The following is a 15767-nucleotide window of genomic DNA, read 5'->3' as shown; positions in this document are numbered from 1 at the left end:
GCTTATCTCGCTGCGAAGGCTGTGAGCACGTGGCCCAGCCGTTCGTTCTGTTCAGGGGTGATTTCGCGACCGGCACCATGGCCGGCGTTGTCCATCGTGATGTAGGCCAGGCCCGAGAGCCAGTCGCCGAGGAAACGCTGCGCCTGGTTCGCCGGTTGCGCCGGCAGTTCCGGCACTTGCCCCGGACCGATGTCGGTGTAGAAGGCAAACAGCGGCGCCTTGGCCCCGGCGCGGCTGTTCGGGCGCTCGCTGACGGGTTTCTGGATGTAGCCGAACCATGAGACGAAATCGCGCAGCACGCGTTGCACTTCCAGCACTTGGCGCTCGACCAGTTGATCGCGCCGCGCGCCGCTTTGCGCACGTTTGAGCACCGCGCGGCTCAACTGGCCCGGCAGGTCCTGGCGATAACCGGCGGTGATCAATTCGTCGACCACCGCTTCGAGCAGGGATTTCTCCAGGCCCAGCAGGTTGAGCAGGCTTTGCCGCGTCGTCAATTCACGCAGGTGCGCGATCCACGCTTTGAATGCGGCTTTGGCAAAACGATGCTCGTTGCTTTGCAGTTCCGGCGCCGGGGCAGCGGTCTTGCTGCTGGACGGCGTGTCGTGGCTCAAATCGTCGCCAAAATCGAAGTCAAAACCGGCGTCGTTGCCGTACAGGCTGTGGCTCGCCGTCGCGGCGACGGGCGCCTCGTTCTCGGCGGGCTCGTCGTCAGTTTCGTAAACGCCGCTGAGGTACAGGTCGCGCACCTCTTCGCTGGGCATGTCGAGCTGGTCGATAAACTCGCCCAGCACTGCCGGACGCTTGCCCAGCCCCGACAAAATCATCTGCGCCTGGGCTTTCTTGGCGGCAGCGGCGCCATCACCATCGGCGTGATACCAAGTGCTCAAACCATGCGTGGTCAAGCCTTCGAGGCATTCGCCCAACTGCTCGCGGATCCGCTGCAGTTTGAATTCGATGTTCGCCACACCTTTGAAACTGCCGCTGAAGTGGCTGATGCCACCGTCATCGTTGCGCAGCATTTCTTTCCAGGTGTTGGCCGGGTTGTTGATGTGTTTGCACACCAGCGCGTTGGCGGCAAAACTGCTGCCCAGCGCGTCGATACGTTCTTGGTAAGCGCTATTGATCCCGGTTTCGGCGCCGCTGGCGTCCTGGCCGATAAACGCCGCGTCCATGCGCGGTTTGCGCACCAGGAAGGTGTTCTGGAACGGCGTGCCGGCCCAGTCGTTCATCCAGCTGAGGCTGCCGAAGCGTTCGAGCATGGTCAGCTTGACCATGCCGTTCCAGCTCTCGTCGTACTGATCGGCGGTCAGGCTCAGGGAGTTGGTGATGCGCAGGTCGAGCATGGTCAGCGCCCAGATCAGGCCGGTATCGCGCTTGCTGCGCGCGGCGGCGTCGGCGCCCTGGGTTTTTTCGATCCAGCGCGTCAGCACCGGGCCGACGTCGTTGACGTCGCTCTGTTTGGTCGAGCCGGTGCAGACCACCAGCGCGTTCATTTCCTGATTGTCGGTGTAGCGTTCGAACAGGTAAGCGACTTTGCCACGCAGGATCAACTGCGAGACGGAGTTGTCCTTGGTCGCGGATTCCGGGTCGCTGGAATCGGCGATTTCGTGGAGCTTCTTGCGTCCGCGGTAGCCGGGGAAGTCGAGCAAATCGACCTGATTGACGATGTCATCGGCCGGCGCTTCGATCAGGCAAAAAGTCATTTCGGCGGTCAGCGCGGCGAGTTGCGCCACGGCAATGCCCTGACTGTTCTGCAGGCGGCCATCGACCTTGGGGCGCACGTCGATCGGCAAGTCGCGCGGGCTGCCGAAACGTTCGAGGATGTCGACGTTCATGATGCTGTCGCGCTGGCTGTAAGTGTCGTTTTCGAAACTCACCAGAGCTTTCAACGGCGCGAACACGGTTTCGGGTAAGCCGAGCTTGTGCAGGGCGCCGGCCAGTTGCTGGTAGACGCGCGTCAGTTCGCCTTGCTCGCCCCAGAGAATCGCAAACAGCTCGGCGCGTTCCTGGAAGTTCAGGCGTGGCGCCAGTTGCAGCGCTTTCGGCCAGTACAGGTGTTCAAGTTTTTTCACCGAATTGCGGAAGTTGTCGCGCAGGTAATCCCACAGCGACACCAGATCATCGGCGGTCACGCCCGGTTGGATCGGCCCATTCTCGCGGCCCTCGAACGGTTTCAACACACGCTGGATACGCTCTTCGTCGATCTCGTAGGAGATGCGCTCGAGGTCGAAATCCTTGAACCACGAGTTGGCGAGAATCTTCGCCAGTTCGATTTCCTTGAACAGCGTCAGCTCGACCGGAAATTGATCGTCCGGGCTCGGCGTCGCGCGGCGGCTGAAGCGCGTCACCAGGCCGGTGGCTTCCTTGCCGCCACCCACCGGATTGATGTGCTTGATGAAGTCCAGGCGCTGGCCGCCGTAGTTGGTTTCGAGCTTGCCGTTGTGTCCGGCCGCGAGCGCCGAAATCAGGTACGACTTGCCAGCCTGGGACAGACCGAAGAAGCCGATGGTCATCGGCGTGCAGGCCACGCGACCGAGGCTGTGCGCCAGGTTGCGGGCGCGGTGCAGGCGGATGTTGAGGTTATCGGCTTCGCTGTCCAGGCGCGGGGCGTTGACGCGCGTCTGGCCAATCCATTCCAGCGCCTGACCGGCACCTTCATAAACAGCGGCCCAACTGGCAGCGAGCTGATGTTGATCGGGGGTCAGATCATTCATTTGCGTTTCACACTTCCACTGTCGAGCCAGTACTTGGTCTCGCTCAGGCCGGCGTCGAGCATGGTGTTGAGTTCCAGCTCGAGGTCGCTGCGCGGGTTGAAGTTGACGTTGTTGCTGTTGGATTCGATGTCGCGAACCGAGAGGCGGTCGCTGACCAGATCCTGTTTTTTCGTGTACTTGTCCGCAGCTTTCACCTCGAACCGCACTTTGAGCAACGGCGCGCTGCCGTTCTCACCGACCGCACGCGAGAATTTCTCGCGGCCAGCCTTGGTGAAGCGCAGGGTGTACAGCGGCGACGCGGCCCAGCGTTCGGCCGCCAACTGGCGGAAGCCGAGGCGCAGATCGCCGCGCATTTCCAGTTGCGGCGTGTCGGCCGCATCGCCGACGCCGATTTCCGGCAGCTTGATTTTGTAGTCTTCGGACTGGATGTCGCGGTACAGCACGTCGGCATCCTTGATCACATTGTTCAGGTCGATGACGCCGATGTGCTTGACCGTCGAATACGGCTTGAGCGCCGAAGAGCGGAAATAGAAGTTCGGCACGCTGTGGTTGGCGCACAGCAGACACAGCATGGCGCCGACCGAAGCGGTACTTTTCGGGTCGTCGATGCGGCCATTCTTGTGGAACGGATACCAACCACCGGTGCGGTAGTTTTGCAGCGCCAGAATGCGCCCCGGCGGCAGCGGCAGGACCTTGCGAATAAACGCCTGAATCCCCGGCAGGCGCGAAGGACGGCCGGTCAGCAACAGCACATCGCAGGGGTAATGCGACACCACTTCACACAGCGCGCCGAGGATCTTGGTGATGTTGATCTGGTCGTTGAGGAACGCGGCGTGGAGCTTTTGCAGGTCGAAGCTGATCAGCGCTTCATACAGGTCGAACGCGCTCTGGCCACCGACATCGCGGCGCACCGCCGCGTTGACGTAATCGAGCACGGTCTGGCTGATGGCGTTGTCGCCGAGCAACTGCCGGTAACTCTGCGGCGTCACTTCCTGCGGCTCTTGCGGGTCGTAATGTTCGTAGGCCTTGAGCAGCGCCAGGCCCAGCGGTGAGAACACCTGCAGGTTCAATTGCTGACGCAGGATCATGTCCTGGGCGCTGACGGACTCGTCGCCGCACAAGCGCGACATCAATGAATCCGGTGCTCTGACGCCAGCGTTCTGCAAGGCTTTGTCGAAGCTTGGCAGGATGAAGTCCTGGATCACGTCGAGCAGGATGTCATCGCCGGCCACTTTGAATCCGTCGCGGAAACGCTGTTCCGGGACAATGTGCACGTTGCTGCCACTGCCGGTGTTGCCGGCGCGGTCGAGGCGATAGTCGGTGATCACCAGGTCAGTGGTGCCGCCGCCAATGTCGATGGTCGCCAGCGTAATGCGTTCGCGGTCGGTCTTGTCCGGGCGGGCGATGGTGTCGAAGAACTCTTCCGGGTGACCGGCGAAGTTCTCGTTGACCTCGGTGTACAGGTAGACCAATTGGCCGCAGGAAGCTTCGTCCCATTCCACGCGAATGCTCGGGATCGGCGTGCGCGGGCTGACGGCCTGATCCTGATGCGGATCTTCTTCGCCGGCGTGCCAACCGAGGCTTTTCCACACCAGGCCGATGGCTTGCAACATGCGTTCGTTGAGAATGCTGCGCTCGGCTTGCGGCATGCCCGGCGGCACGGTCAACGTGATGCTGTTGAGCTGGCGCGGCACGCGGGTGTGGCCCTGGCGCGAGCGCTGGGCCGGGCTGTTGATTTGCGACAGCGCCTGGGCCAGCACTTCGGCGAGCATGAAAGTCATCAGCGAGCTGCGCGAATAACGCGGCATGAACACCGGCAGACGATCGTCTTCTTCGAGGCTGTAAAGCGCCTCGCCGGTTTCGTTGATCAGGTGCGAGAACGGCGCAGCGGTGGCGTACGGCTCGTTGTCGGTCTTGATGTATGAACAGTTGAAACGCCAGCCGTGGCCGTAGGCGTTTTCGTCCCACAGATACCGTTTTGGACTGGACAGGCCGGTCGAGCCTTCGGTGCCGCGCCGACGGCTGGCCAAGCGACTGGCTTCGTTGCCGACGCGGGCGATGGTCGCCCACTGGAACGCGTCGTGGCGGCCACTTTTGACCGAGCAATGGTCCTTGCCGAAATTCGCCTGGGCAAATTCCACGCGGCTTTCGAACGGCAGGTTGTAGGTGTGTTCCGGGGTGATCAGGTCGCGCAGTTCGAGCACGTAATTGTGTTTCAGCCCGGAGCCGGCCTGACCGTGGTTCTCGATGAGGATGCCGCAGGTACGCGAGTTGCCGACGTCCAGCACCAGGTCCACGAGGATCGGTTTGACCAGGGCGTTGCTGTCATTGGCAACGACTTTCAGTTCCGGGATATCGACTTTAGGCCGCGCCGTCGACTGCGTTGCCACCGACGGCGTGCTCAACAGGCTCAGCAGGTTGAGGAAGTGCGCCAGGTGATGGTTGGCGCGAATGTCGATGTCCAGCTCTTCGCGCGAGCGGTGCGAATTGCCTTCGTTGAACACTTCCAGCAGCCATTCGTTGACCCACGACTGCGCCAGGAACCAGCGGGTTTCGCTGGCCTTGGTCGCCAGTTTGAAAGACACGCCGGAGCTGATGTCTTCTTCGTTCGGCGCCAGGTACGCGGTGCCGTCACGCTTGGGCATGACGCGGCTGTCGAAAGCCATCGTCAGGCGATGGGTGTTGCCGTCGATGTCCGGCGTGGCCAGTTTCACCAAGCGCATGCGCGACCAGTTGCTCGGGCCTTCGTCGAAACGATACGGCGGCATGAAGCGGAAAAACGGGATCGGCAGCCAGACGCCATTAAGCAGGTCGAGGCTGCTTTTCATGTCGACGCTGAACGCCGGTTTGGCTTTCTCGATTTTTTCCGGTTCAGGCTCGTAGAAGTAGAAGTCTTTCTCTTCGTTGTACTGCAAGCGGCAGATCAGCCCGCTGATCATCGGCGCGAACTCGCCCGCCGGTTCCTTGCGCGGATCCAGGCGCAGGGCGAAATCCATGAACTGGATACCGGTGTCGCTGACGAGCGTGACGGTATCTTCGAATTGGGTGACTTCAGGCAACATGTCAGGTTATTCCGTGTTTATTCGCCCGTCTGCCGCATGGACATGGGGAATTGATCTTTTCCGTAACCACCGGTGCAGTCCGCGACGGTGGTCGCGCCTTTGCGGCAGTTGACCTTGGGCATGTCGTAAGTGCTGCCATCGCCGCACACCGCTTGGCCCTGACTGTCGATGGCGAGGCTGCCGCCCTTCATGGCGGCGGTGACCGGGCCGCTGCATTTCGAGCCGTCGGCCTGGTGCACGGTGACTTCGCCCTTGCCATCCTTGAACTGGTATTCCAGACGCAGCGGTTTGCCGGTGCGCCGATCCTGAATGCCGGCGCCCGCGCGGTACTGGCCGTCGAGGAAATCAGCGGCGCCGTCGGCGGCGTCCGCTGGAATGCTCAGCGCCGGGCCCGGTTTGGCAGCGGCGGCTTTTTCCGCGTCGGGCGGCGTGACGGCGGGTGGCGCGTTCGGCGCGGTCGGGGTTTGCGTTGGCGCAGTCGGCGCTTCGACGGCCGGGTCCTGCGTTATGTCGGCGGGCGCAGCGTCGGCCTCGGGGCCTTCAACGGCGGGCGCTTCCACGGCGTGTGTGCCTTCCACGGCAGGCTCATTGGCGGCGGCCGGCACCGTGCCGGTGACCGGCACACCGTTGAGCGTCGCGGCGTTGCCGGTCAGTTGTGGTTCTTCGGTTTGGTGGTCGATCGGCACGACGCCGCTTGGCAGCAGATCAACCGCGACCAGCGGGATCGGCACGCAGCCACGCATCCCGAGCAACAGCCACAGCAGCAGCAACAAAAATGGCAGCAGCAACAGCCACCACCACCAGCGACGCCACCATGGGCGAACGACCACAGGCACCACCGGCGCGACTGGCGCAATTACTGGTTCTGCAACCACTGGCGGCAACGTAAACACCAGCGGCGCGGAATAAAGGCAATGCAAAGGGTCGCGATTGCGGTCGGCGCCGGCATGCTCGAAACCCCAAAAGGTCAGCACCGGTTTGCCTTGCACCAGGTAAACGAAATTTTCGTCGGGGAAATGAATGACGCGCTTGAGCAACTTGCCGAACACGGCTTTGTCGCCCTGTTGCTGCTCGGTCGGGTCGCTGCCGAGGAAGCGCTGGCTCAATTCGTTGAGCGCAGTTCTCAGCGCTTCAAGTTGCTGGCGGGCCGGCGCGCGTTCTTCTTCGGTGGCGCTGCTCCACGGGATCACATCGCCGTCGAGGCCGCTGTACCAGTCGATCTGGTTGCCGAGTTCATCGCTTTGAGGGATGGCCAGGTGATCGACCATCTCGGGATTCTTGCGCCGAATCGCTTCGCGCAATTGCAGCGCCGCCCGGTAGACCGGTTGGCCTGTTTCGCCCAGGGCAGTGAATGACCCGCTCTTGCCGCTGCGTAATAGTGCCCCGCGCATCCAAACTCCATATGATCCGTTGCGCAAATGACAGACAAAAGTGTCTGTGCTTGCTCCTGCAATTAGCTGGCGACCTTAATGTCATTATGATGTCGCCGTCAATCAGCCGTTGGTTCAAAACCGTATGAGACTAGCGCAAGACGAAGCGCGCTGCTCATGCTGTTTCGGTATTTGTTGAGGACGGCCTGGACGGCTGAATTTTTTAATCTTGCTGAATCGATTCATCAGCGCTATAAAAAATGCACAAATCCAAGAAAGGCTTGCCTCATGACCCCGCTAAAATTCGCCATCACCCTCGGCGCACTCACCGCTGCCTCCCACGCCATGGCTTGGGATTACGTGTTGCTCGACACCGACAAAGCCGCGCAGAACTGGCAGATCACCAGCCAGCAACTGGGCGTGAAAACCGCCAAACCCTTCTCCGTGACCCTGCGCGCCTTGCACGGCGGCCGGCAGGAAGGCGTGAGCATCGTCGACATCGATAACGGCACGCTGAAACTCTCGGTGGTGCCGACCCGCGGCATGAACGTGTTGCAAGCCTCGGTCGGCGACGTGCGCATGGGCTGGGATTCGCCGGTCAAAGATGTGGTCAATCCGTCCTTTATAGAGCTCAACGGTCGCGGCGGGCTGGGCTGGCTCGAAGGTTTCAACGAACTCGTCGCCCGTTGCGGCTATGAATGGGTCGGCCACCCCGGCATCGACAACGGCGAACTGCTGACCCTGCACGGTCGCGCCGCCAACATCCCGGCCAGCAAAGTCACCTTGCACATCGACGAAAAACCGCCTTACGCCATCAGCCTGCGCGGCGAGCTGAAAGAGCAGGCGTTCAAGAAAGTCGACTTCTCGGTACTCACTGAGCTGGTCACCGAGCCCGGCAGCGTCGCGTTTGCGCTCAACGACACGCTGACCAATAACGGTGATTACCCGAAGGAATACCAGGCGCTGTACCACAGCAATTTCAGCACGCCGTTCCTCGAGCAGGGCGCCCGTTTTGCAGCGCCGGTGAAACAGGTTTCACCGTTCAACGACAAGGCCAAAGCCGATCTGCCGGACTGGCAGACCTACCGCGCGCCAACCAAGGATTACGACGAAACCGTCTACAACGTCGTGCCCTATGCCGACGCCAAGGGCGATACGTTGACCGTGCTGCACAACAAGGCCGGCAGCCTCGGTGTTTCCGTTGGTTTCAATACTCAGCAACTGCCGGTTTTCTCACTGTGGAAAAACACCGATACGCAAGGGCAGGGCTACGTCACCGGGCTGGAGCCTGGGACAAGTTTTTCCTACAACCGTCGGTATCAACGGCCACTTGGGTTGGTGCCGATGATTGGGGTTAAAGAGCAGAAACAGTTCCAGATTCACTACAGTTTGTTGGCGGATAAAGGCGCGGTGGATAAGGCGCTGAAGCAGGTGAGTGATATTCAGGCTGGGCGCGAGACGGAGGTGCGGCAGGTGCCGTTGGTGGATTTGTCCAAGGAATAAACGCCCTGACAAGATGAGCAGTGAAGTTGGTGTTCACTGCTCATGGCCGGACTAAAAAGGCAGTCTCATTTTTGAGGCTTGTGCAGCATCAAATAACCGCCGGATGAAATCAAAGTCATTCCAGGTTTGGTTGGTATAAAAGCGGTATTCCTTATTCCCTACTTCATCCACGTAATAAATGACGTACTCCGCGTATTTCTCATCCGCGTTAAAGCTGTAGCGCAATGAAAGAGAGAAGCTGTTTTCTTTCAATTTCACCAGCGAGTTATTGTCGTCAAAATTCCATGAGAATTCGCCTTGCTCCGTTCTCGCGGTGAGCGCTTTGACAAAGTCGAGAAATCTAGGCGGTAGCATATTTGCGCCCTCTGGCCGGATTAACCTTTTCAAGGTTCACTTTGATGTTTTCAAGATTGTGGTGAATAAGGACTCTGAAAGGCTTCTCAAGCGGCGCGTTAGCGGTCGCGAAAATGCCTTTTCTGATGGCGATTTCAGTCTCGCCAAGAATGTTGTCAATCCTGTCGAACGCCTGACCTGTGCCGGGTATTTTGGCAAACAGAATTCTGAAATGCTGATAGCACTTCAGCGCTAATGGATAGTTTTCGGTATCCACATAACCTGCTGCTTCATTGAGCGTCGCAAGACATTCGCTGACGGCTGAAGCGGCTTCTACAGCCTTGGCGTCCTTGAGCACTCTGCTGGCTTCTGCGCTGATGCTTCGTGAGTAGCGCACGCTGTGCAGAACTTCGGATATTGAAATGATGAGTGCGACGATGGTTATCACCGTGCCAATGTAGGAAAAGTTATTCAGTGAAGCCGGTGAGCCGACGACGATTTCCTGCTGCAACAATGCCGTCCATACGATAGCAATGCTTATCAGGCAATAAACAAATCTGATCCAGTGACTTTTTAGTTGCTCCATGTATTTCTGACGCTCTCTCTGAAAGTTTATCTGCCTGAATGACTTGCGATTGCCCTCGGTTACGCTGAAGCAGGTCGATATTGCAACGCTTCCGCCAAGTGCTCGCGGGTAATCCCTTCAACCTGCTCAAGATCCGCCAATGTTCGCGCAACCTTGAGCAATCGGTGTGCTGCGCGAAGTGACAAGGTCAGCCGTTCGCAAGCGGATTCCAGCCAGTTCTCGTCAGCTGTGGATAACTTGCAGTGGCGGCGCAGGCCCGGCAGATCGAGGAAGGCGTTGGCGCAACCCTGGCGTTTGTGTTGGCGCTCTCTGGCGTAGGCGACCAGTGCGGCAGCGGTGGCGGTGTCGTCTCCGGGTTTGGGCGATGGATTGAGTGCCGTGGCTTCGCGGGCGACGGTCAGGTGCAGGTCGATGCGATCCAGCAGCGGTCCCGAGAGTTTGTTGCGATAACGCTGGACCATGTCCGAGGAGCAACTGCAACGCCCACTCGGTTCGCCAAGATATCCACAGGGACACGGGTTCATCGCCGCCACCAACTGAAAGCGGGCCGGGAAGCGAACACGGTCCTTGGCGCGGGAAATCACAATGTGGCCGGACTCCATCGGCTCGCGTAATACCTCGAGCACTTTGCGATCAAACTCCGGCAATTCATCCAGAAACAGCACGCCGTGATGGGCGAGGGTGATCTCGCCGGGTTGCGGTTTTGAGCCGCCGCCGACCAGCGCCGGACCGGATGCAGAGTGGTGGGGTTGGCGAAACGGTCGTTGCGGCCAGTGGCTAAGCGGCACGCAACTGGAGACCGATTGAATCGCTGCCACCTCCAGCGCTTCGTGCTCGGCCAGCGGTGGCAACAGGCCCGGCAGACGACTGGCGAGCAGGGTTTTGCCCGTGCCTGGCGGTCCGCTGAACAACAAGTTATGCGCGCCTGCCGCCGCAATCAGCAGCGCACGCTTGGCTGACATTTGGCCCTGCACCTCATTCAAATCGGGATAAGGCATGCTGGCGTAGAGCAAACCGTTGGAGACATAAGGCTCAATCGGCGTGTGCCCGTTGAAGTGCGCCACTGCTTGCAGCAAATGGTCCACCGCAATCACCTTCAACCCCGAGGCCAGACACGCCTCTTCGGCATTCGCGCGCGGCACCACCAGCGTTCGCCCGGCCTTGCGCGCTGCCAGCGCCGCCGGCAGCACACCACGAACCGCGCGCACGGCGCCGGAAAGTGCCAGTTCGCCCAAACACTCGACATCGTCCAGGGTCAATGTCGGCACCTGCACGCTGGCGGATAAAATCCCCAGGGCAATCGCCAGATCAAAGCGCCCACCGTCCTTGGGCAAGTCCGCCGGCGCGAGATTCAGGGTGATCCGTCGCGCTGGAAATTGCAGCCCGGAATTGATGATCGCGCTGCGCACCCGATCCTTGCTTTCCTTCACCGCCGCTTCCGGCAAACCGACCATCGTCAGCGACGGCAAGCCGTTGGCCAAATGCACTTCTACGGTAACGGCGGGCGCATCCACGCCAATCTGGGCGCGGCTGTGGACGATGGAGAGGGCCATGATCGTTCCTTGAGCTTTTCGGGAACCGCTTCCTGCGGTTTCAGAAGGGTAGTCGGGTAGCGTGACGTCGCAGGTGCCAAACTTTCGCAGGATGTTGCGAGCTTTCTTTTGCAGCTCGCAGCTTAAGCGTGCCAGTTCGCTGACGTAATCAGTCGCGGGACGAGGTTGTTGTAGGACGTTGCCTGGATCGATGAAGGATGTCGGCGAAAGGCGAATTGGAGGCGAAAAAAAAACCGCCTTGAGTTGGCGGTTTTTTATTTGCAGGCTTCGGTGAGGCCGAGTCCTACGTCTCGTCAACGGGAGCTAGTCAGAGTGTTATCCAGATCGGGCAGTTGAAGTGAAGAGCGAGGTAGTGGCGCAATGAGAATTGGAGCGTCTATTCGTAGGAAACGGCTGTATTTCAAAGGTGCTCTGAAGGCCTGTGTAGTCTCTTTCCTAAAGTTCTGAGGGGACTAACAGGAACAACCCTGGCGCCTTTGCATAAGTGAATTCAGGTCATACACTCAAGCTTAATGCATAACGTTAAGCTTTAAATTATGATCGTTAGCTTTAAGTGTTCTGAGACCGAGTACCTGTTTCGCAACGGTAAGACCCGTATGTGGTCAGCCATTCTGAGTGTCGTGGAACGGAAGCTGACGATGCTTGATGCTGCTGCCGTTCTGATGGACCTTCGATCACCACCGGGCAATCGTTTGGAGACGTTGGAGGGAAATCGAAAAGGGCAATACAGCATCCGCATCAACGCTCAATGGCGAATTTGCTTTGTTTGGGGTCCTAACGGACCAGAGAATGTTGAAATCGTCGATTATCACTGAGGTGAGTAATGACTAAAAACGGTATGCGCCCGGTTCACCCCGGCGAGATCCTCAAAGAGGAATACCTGGAGCCTCTGAACCTTACAGCTGCGGCTTTGGCCAGGGCATTGAGCGTTTCGACGCCTACGGTGAATGACATCGTGCTCCAGCGTCGTGGTGTCAGTGCTGATATGGCCCTCAGGCTGTCTATCTGCCTGGACACAACCCCTGAGTTTTGGCTGAACCTGCAATCGACTTACGATTTGCGTAAAGCCGAGATTGAACGAGGGGCTGCGATCCGTGATCAGGTTGAGCGTCTTGCGCACTGCGCTTGATTCTCTAATTTAAGAACGAACCCCACGCTGCAAACGTGGGGTTTTTCTTTGTCGTTCAGAATGCCTGAAGCATTCGCGATGCACGCTTCCACCACGGCGCATTCCCCGCCCGCTGTGGCCGTTCACCCTCCGGGAGCATGTGTGGAACATCCTGCAACCGAATCCACGGCTGGTTATTCCAGTGCAGCAAGCTCAATGACATGTCTGGCCAGCTCAGCAGGCTCAATATCGGGCGTTCGGTTGAGGTGGGTTGTTGCGCGTCTCTGAGGGCGGGCACCACGTCGTGTGTCAGCCATTCGCGCAGGCTTCGGTGTTCGGGGCAGTAGTGGTAGATCAGTAGTGCGTAGACGCCGGATTCGCTGATGAGCAGGGTGTTTTCGACGCTGCCTTGGCTGAGTATTCGCAGATTTTGATGTTGGTCGGGGTCTAGTTTTCGGACGGCGCGTTCGTCGAGGAACAGACGTAGCAGGCGCCCGAGGTCGCGGGCGCTGAACCAGGGTTGATTCTGGATGAGCAGGGCGTGGAGGTGGAGTTTGTGGCGGGTGAAGACGTGGGGGACTAGATAGTTGTCGACGGTATTCATTGATACAGCTCCTTTTGCTTGAAGGGCTGCCCTCAATCGTCGCCAAACAATTGGTGGCAGCTGTGCGCGGGTTGGCGAACCGGAGCAAAAGGAACCCGGCAGACCCGAAGGTCTCCCACGCACAGCCACCATGACTCGATGTGGCTCAATCTAGCCGCCATCGAACAGCGGTAGTCTCCTTAAGCTTCCAGGTCGCCAAACCCGGTGCTGAATAATCAGCTGCTGGGAGCTTAGGAGTTGGAGCACTACGACGCTATCGGACGGCGGGGACATTCTTTGTAGGACGTTGCCGAGATTGTTGCGAGGCGCAAGATCAAAAGATCGCAGCCTACGGCAGCTCCTACAGGGGAGTAGTCGGTACAGTGCGGGAGGGCTGGGTGACCGAGGCGACTCTTTCGCGGGCAAGCCTTGCTCCTACAGGGGAACGCATTGTCAGCGACGTTACTCGGTCGGCGGGTTGAGCTTTGCTTCGAGCTCCGCGACTTTCGCTTCCAGGCTTTCCAGCCGTGCCCGCGTGCGCGCCAACACAACCATCTGGCTATCAAACTCTTCCCGGCTGACCAGGTCCAGTTTGCTGAAACCGCTCTGCAACAAAGCCTTGAACTGGCTTTCGATTTCGCTTTTCGGCAAAGGGGTGTCGCCGCTGAAGAGGCGGGAGGCGGTGCCGCTCAGGGCGTCGAGGAAATCTTTGGGCGCGAGCATGGGAAAGGTCCTGGAAACAATGGCGGGCAGTGTATCACGCAGTGTCTATAGTCAAATCCGCAGGCACGGATGCACGCTTTTCGCGCAAGCGGACGGACGGCAGCGCACCGTTGTTGTGCGTTATCTCTGCGGCGTTGACGGGAAGCGGCTTGCAGCAGCGACCAAGGGATTGAATTCAGGGGTTTTTGGCGAGATGGCAAGCTTTCTGCTTAGTCGCTAATGACCCATGCACTGATGCAGTCGCTGTGACGAATGCAGTGCGCCACGTAGAACGGGGAAGTTCTGCACGGAGTGGTTAGCTGGCGTCGGACGGGCAGGTTGGGCCGACGATGCGTTACAAAGCCAGGCACTGCGCTTAGACTTGAGACGGGTTTGTTTTCCTGGGGCAAGTCCACCAATTCGGGAGAGAGTTTTCATGAAGCTAGTCACTGCCATCATCAAGCCGTTCAAGCTGGACGATGTACGCGAGTCGTTGTCCGAGATCGGCGTGCAGGGCATTACCGTTACTGAGGTCAAAGGCTTCGGTCGGCAGAAGGGTCACACCGAGCTGTATCGCGGCGCGGAGTACGTGGTCGATTTCCTGCCAAAGGTGAAGATCGATGTCGCCATTGACGACAAGGATCTTGACCGGGTTATCGAGGCGATAACCAAGGCAGCCAACACCGGCAAGATCGGTGACGGCAAGATTTTCGTGGTCAATCTGGAACAGGCGATTCGCATCCGTACCGGCGAAACCGATACCGACGCGATCTAAGCCGCCACAAACCCAACGCCCCAGGAGAAAACAATATGACTCTGCGTAAATTCGCAGGGCTAGGAGCCCTGTTGTCCCTCGTAATGCCCAGCCTGGCTATGGCGGCAGACGAAGTGGCGGCCCCAGTCCTCAATTCCGGCGATACCGCCTGGATGCTGACCTCGACAGCCCTCGTGCTGTTCATGACCATTCCCGGCCTCGCACTGTTCTACGGCGGCATGGTTCGCTCCAAAAACATTCTTTCCGTGATGATGCAGTGCTTCGCCATTACCGGTCTGATCAGCATTCTGTGGGTCATTTATGGCTACAGCATTGCGTTCGACACCACCGGCATGGAGCAGGGCGTCGTCAACTTCAACTCGTTCTTCGGCGGCATGGGCAAGGCGTTCCTCGCCGGCATCACGCCAGCGAGCATCACCGGTCCTGCGGCGTTGTTCCCGGAAGCGGTGTTCGTCACTTTCCAGATGACCTTCGCGATCATCACCCCGGCGCTGATCGTCGGTGCGTTCGCCGAGCGGATGAAGTTCTCCGCGATGCTGATCTTCATGGGCATCTGGTTCACCCTGGTTTACGCACCGATTGCGCACATGGTCTGGTCCGGCAACGGCGGCCTGATGTGGGATTGGGGTGTGCTCGACTTCGCCGGCGGCACCGTGGTGCACATCAACGCCGGTGTTGCCGGTCTGATCTGCTGCCTGGTTTTGGGCAAGCGCAAAGGCTTCCCGACCACCCCGATGGCGCCGCATAACCTCGGTTACACGCTGATGGGCGCGGCCATGCTGTGGGTTGGCTGGTTCGGCTTCAACGCCGGTTCCGCCGCCGCTGCCAACGGCACTGCCGGCATGGCGATGCTGGTCACGCAGATCGCCACCGCTGCTGCCGCACTGGGCTGGATGTTCGCCGAGTGGGTCACGCACGGCAAACCAAGTGCGCTGGGTATCGCTTCGGGTGTAGTCGCCGGTCTGGTGGCAATTACTCCGGCCGCTGGCACCGTCGGCCCGATGGGCGCGCTGGTGATCGGCTTGGCCGCTGGCGTGGTGTGCTTCTTCTGCGCCACGACGCTGAAACGCAAACTCGGTTATGACGATTCCCTGGATGCCTTCGGCGTGCACGGCATCGGCGGTATTCTCGGCGCGATCCTCACTGGTGTATTCGCTGCACCGTCGCTGGGTGGCTTCGGCACCGTCACCGACATCGCCGCTCAAGTGTGGATTCAATGCAAAGGCGTGGGCTTCACGGTGATCTACACCGCGATCGTCACCTTCATCATTCTCAAGGTACTGGACGCGGTCATGGGCCTGCGGGTTACCGAGGAAGAAGAAGCGGTCGGCCTCGATCTGGCACAACACAACGAACGCGGCTACAACTTGTAAGACGCGCAGAAAAAAACTTGCCCGGTTCGCCGGGCATTTTTTTGTCCGGGATTTGTCATTTAAGAGGCTGCTGAAAGGTTTTTTCCTACGCCTTATGTCGTGTTT

The 15767-nt window shown here is 59.4% G+C and carries 13 protein-coding genes; 5 read left to right on the top strand and 8 right to left on the bottom strand.

The annotated features are described in order from the left end of the window. Positions 1-2: 2 nt before the first annotated feature. The 3 genes from FBY12_RS16260 to FBY12_RS16250 are packed head-to-tail and all read right to left on the bottom strand — an operon-like array spanning position 3 to position 7167. Positions 3-2714: a putative virulence factor gene (locus FBY12_RS16260; RefSeq protein ID WP_145253951.1), complete on the bottom strand. Its 2712-nt coding sequence runs from the start codon at positions 2712-2714 to the stop codon at positions 3-5. After that, on the bottom strand, positions 2711-5776 hold the full coding sequence (locus tag FBY12_RS16255; RefSeq protein ID WP_145253948.1) for a virulence factor SrfB: 3066 nt from the start codon (positions 5774-5776) through the stop codon (positions 2711-2713). Before FBY12_RS16255 ends, FBY12_RS16260 begins: the two co-directional genes overlap by 4 nt. Positions 5777-5793: 17 nt before the next feature. Then, entirely contained in the window at positions 5794-7167 is a 1374-nt protein-coding gene (locus FBY12_RS16250) for an SrfA family protein (protein WP_145253944.1), read from the bottom strand. Positions 7168-7434: 267 nt separating this feature from the next. Here FBY12_RS16250 and FBY12_RS16245 point away from each other — a divergent pair, with 267 nt between their 5' ends. After that, positions 7435-8649, top strand: a complete 1215-nt coding sequence (locus tag FBY12_RS16245; protein WP_145253941.1) for an aldose 1-epimerase family protein — start codon at positions 7435-7437, stop codon at positions 8647-8649. Between the two features lie 51 nt (positions 8650-8700). Here FBY12_RS16245 and FBY12_RS16240 read toward each other — a convergent pair whose 3' ends face one another. Genes FBY12_RS16240 through FBY12_RS16230 form a run of 3 tightly spaced genes read right to left on the bottom strand, consistent with a single transcriptional unit; the run spans position 8701 to position 11121 of the window. Then, positions 8701-9003 carry a hypothetical protein gene (locus tag FBY12_RS16240; RefSeq protein WP_092276289.1) on the bottom strand — a complete coding sequence of 101 codons (303 nt, stop codon included), beginning with the start codon at positions 9001-9003 and terminating at the stop codon, positions 8701-8703. Beyond that, positions 8990-9568, bottom strand: coding sequence for a hypothetical protein (locus tag FBY12_RS16235; RefSeq protein ID WP_145253938.1), 579 nt, complete (start codon positions 9566-9568; stop codon positions 8990-8992). The genes FBY12_RS16240 and FBY12_RS16235 overlap by 14 nt, the downstream gene beginning before the upstream one ends. Before the next feature lie 59 nt (positions 9569-9627). Continuing rightward, positions 9628-11121 (bottom strand): YifB family Mg chelatase-like AAA ATPase, encoded by a 1494-nt coding sequence (locus FBY12_RS16230; RefSeq protein ID WP_121733400.1) that lies wholly within the window; start codon positions 11119-11121, stop codon positions 9628-9630. Positions 11122-11657: 536 nt separating this feature from the next. On the opposite strand from FBY12_RS16230, the gene FBY12_RS16225 reads away from it, so the two are divergent. Continuing rightward, entirely contained in the window at positions 11658-11936 is a 279-nt protein-coding gene (locus FBY12_RS16225) for a type II toxin-antitoxin system RelE/ParE family toxin (RefSeq protein ID WP_101208240.1), read from the top strand. Positions 11937-11944: 8 nt separating this feature from the next. After that, a complete protein-coding gene (locus FBY12_RS16220) occupies positions 11945-12250 on the top strand; it encodes a HigA family addiction module antitoxin (protein ID WP_121733398.1) in 306 nt (101 codons plus the stop codon). 55 nt (positions 12251-12305) lie between these two features. On the opposite strand, the gene FBY12_RS16215 is transcribed toward FBY12_RS16220, so the two are convergent. Continuing rightward, the gene (locus FBY12_RS16215) at positions 12306-12833 is read right to left on the bottom strand and encodes a Bro-N domain-containing protein (protein WP_145253936.1); all 528 of its coding nucleotides are present in this window, start codon (positions 12831-12833) and stop codon (positions 12306-12308) included. Positions 12834-13274: 441 nt separating this feature from the next. Beyond that, positions 13275-13535, bottom strand: coding sequence for an accessory factor UbiK family protein (locus FBY12_RS16210; RefSeq protein ID WP_008007559.1), 261 nt, complete (start codon positions 13533-13535; stop codon positions 13275-13277). A 415-nt stretch (positions 13536-13950) separates the two neighbouring features. On the opposite strand from FBY12_RS16210, the gene glnK reads away from it, so the two are divergent. Further along, entirely contained in the window at positions 13951-14289 is a 339-nt protein-coding gene (gene glnK, locus FBY12_RS16205) for a P-II family nitrogen regulator (protein ID WP_002555808.1), read from the top strand. Positions 14290-14324: 35 nt separating this feature from the next. Then, complete coding sequence (locus FBY12_RS16200) at positions 14325-15662, top strand: ammonium transporter (RefSeq protein ID WP_092276304.1); 1338 nt, start codon at positions 14325-14327, stop codon at positions 15660-15662. Positions 15663-15767 lie beyond the last annotated feature (105 nt).

This window comes from Pseudomonas sp. SJZ131, from assembly GCF_007828705.1.
GTDB lineage: Bacteria > Pseudomonadota > Gammaproteobacteria > Pseudomonadales > Pseudomonadaceae > Aquipseudomonas > Aquipseudomonas prosekii.
Note: the sequence above shows the minus strand (reverse complement) of the source record. Positions and strands in the feature narration are given on the sequence as shown.

Excerpts from the sequence above, each read along its gene's own strand:
- FBY12_RS16200 (WP_092276304.1), top strand. The coding sequence starts at position 14,325 with ATGACTCTGCGTAAATTCGCAGGGCTAGGAGCCCTGTTGTCCCTCGTA.
- glnK (WP_002555808.1), top strand. The coding sequence starts at position 13,951 with ATGAAGCTAGTCACTGCCATCATCAAGCCGTTCAAGCTGGACGATGTA.
- FBY12_RS16215 (WP_145253936.1), bottom strand. The coding sequence starts at position 12,833 with ATGAATACCGTCGACAACTATCTAGTCCCCCACGTCTTCACCCGCCAC.
- FBY12_RS16250 (WP_145253944.1), bottom strand. The coding sequence starts at position 7,167 with ATGCGCGGGGCACTATTACGCAGCGGCAAGAGCGGGTCATTCACTGCC.
- FBY12_RS16255 (WP_145253948.1), bottom strand. The coding sequence starts at position 5,776 with ATGTTGCCTGAAGTCACCCAATTCGAAGATACCGTCACGCTCGTCAGC.
- FBY12_RS16235 (WP_145253938.1), bottom strand. The coding sequence starts at position 9,568 with ATGGAGCAACTAAAAAGTCACTGGATCAGATTTGTTTATTGCCTGATA.
- FBY12_RS16225 (WP_101208240.1), top strand. The coding sequence starts at position 11,658 with ATGATCGTTAGCTTTAAGTGTTCTGAGACCGAGTACCTGTTTCGCAAC.
- FBY12_RS16240 (WP_092276289.1), bottom strand. The coding sequence starts at position 9,003 with ATGCTACCGCCTAGATTTCTCGACTTTGTCAAAGCGCTCACCGCGAGA.
- FBY12_RS16260 (WP_145253951.1), bottom strand. The coding sequence starts at position 2,714 with ATGAATGATCTGACCCCCGATCAACATCAGCTCGCTGCCAGTTGGGCC.
- FBY12_RS16230 (WP_121733400.1), bottom strand. The coding sequence starts at position 11,121 with ATGGCCCTCTCCATCGTCCACAGCCGCGCCCAGATTGGCGTGGATGCG.
- FBY12_RS16210 (WP_008007559.1), bottom strand. The coding sequence starts at position 13,535 with ATGCTCGCGCCCAAAGATTTCCTCGACGCCCTGAGCGGCACCGCCTCC.
- FBY12_RS16220 (WP_121733398.1), top strand. The coding sequence starts at position 11,945 with ATGACTAAAAACGGTATGCGCCCGGTTCACCCCGGCGAGATCCTCAAA.
- FBY12_RS16245 (WP_145253941.1), top strand. The coding sequence starts at position 7,435 with ATGACCCCGCTAAAATTCGCCATCACCCTCGGCGCACTCACCGCTGCC.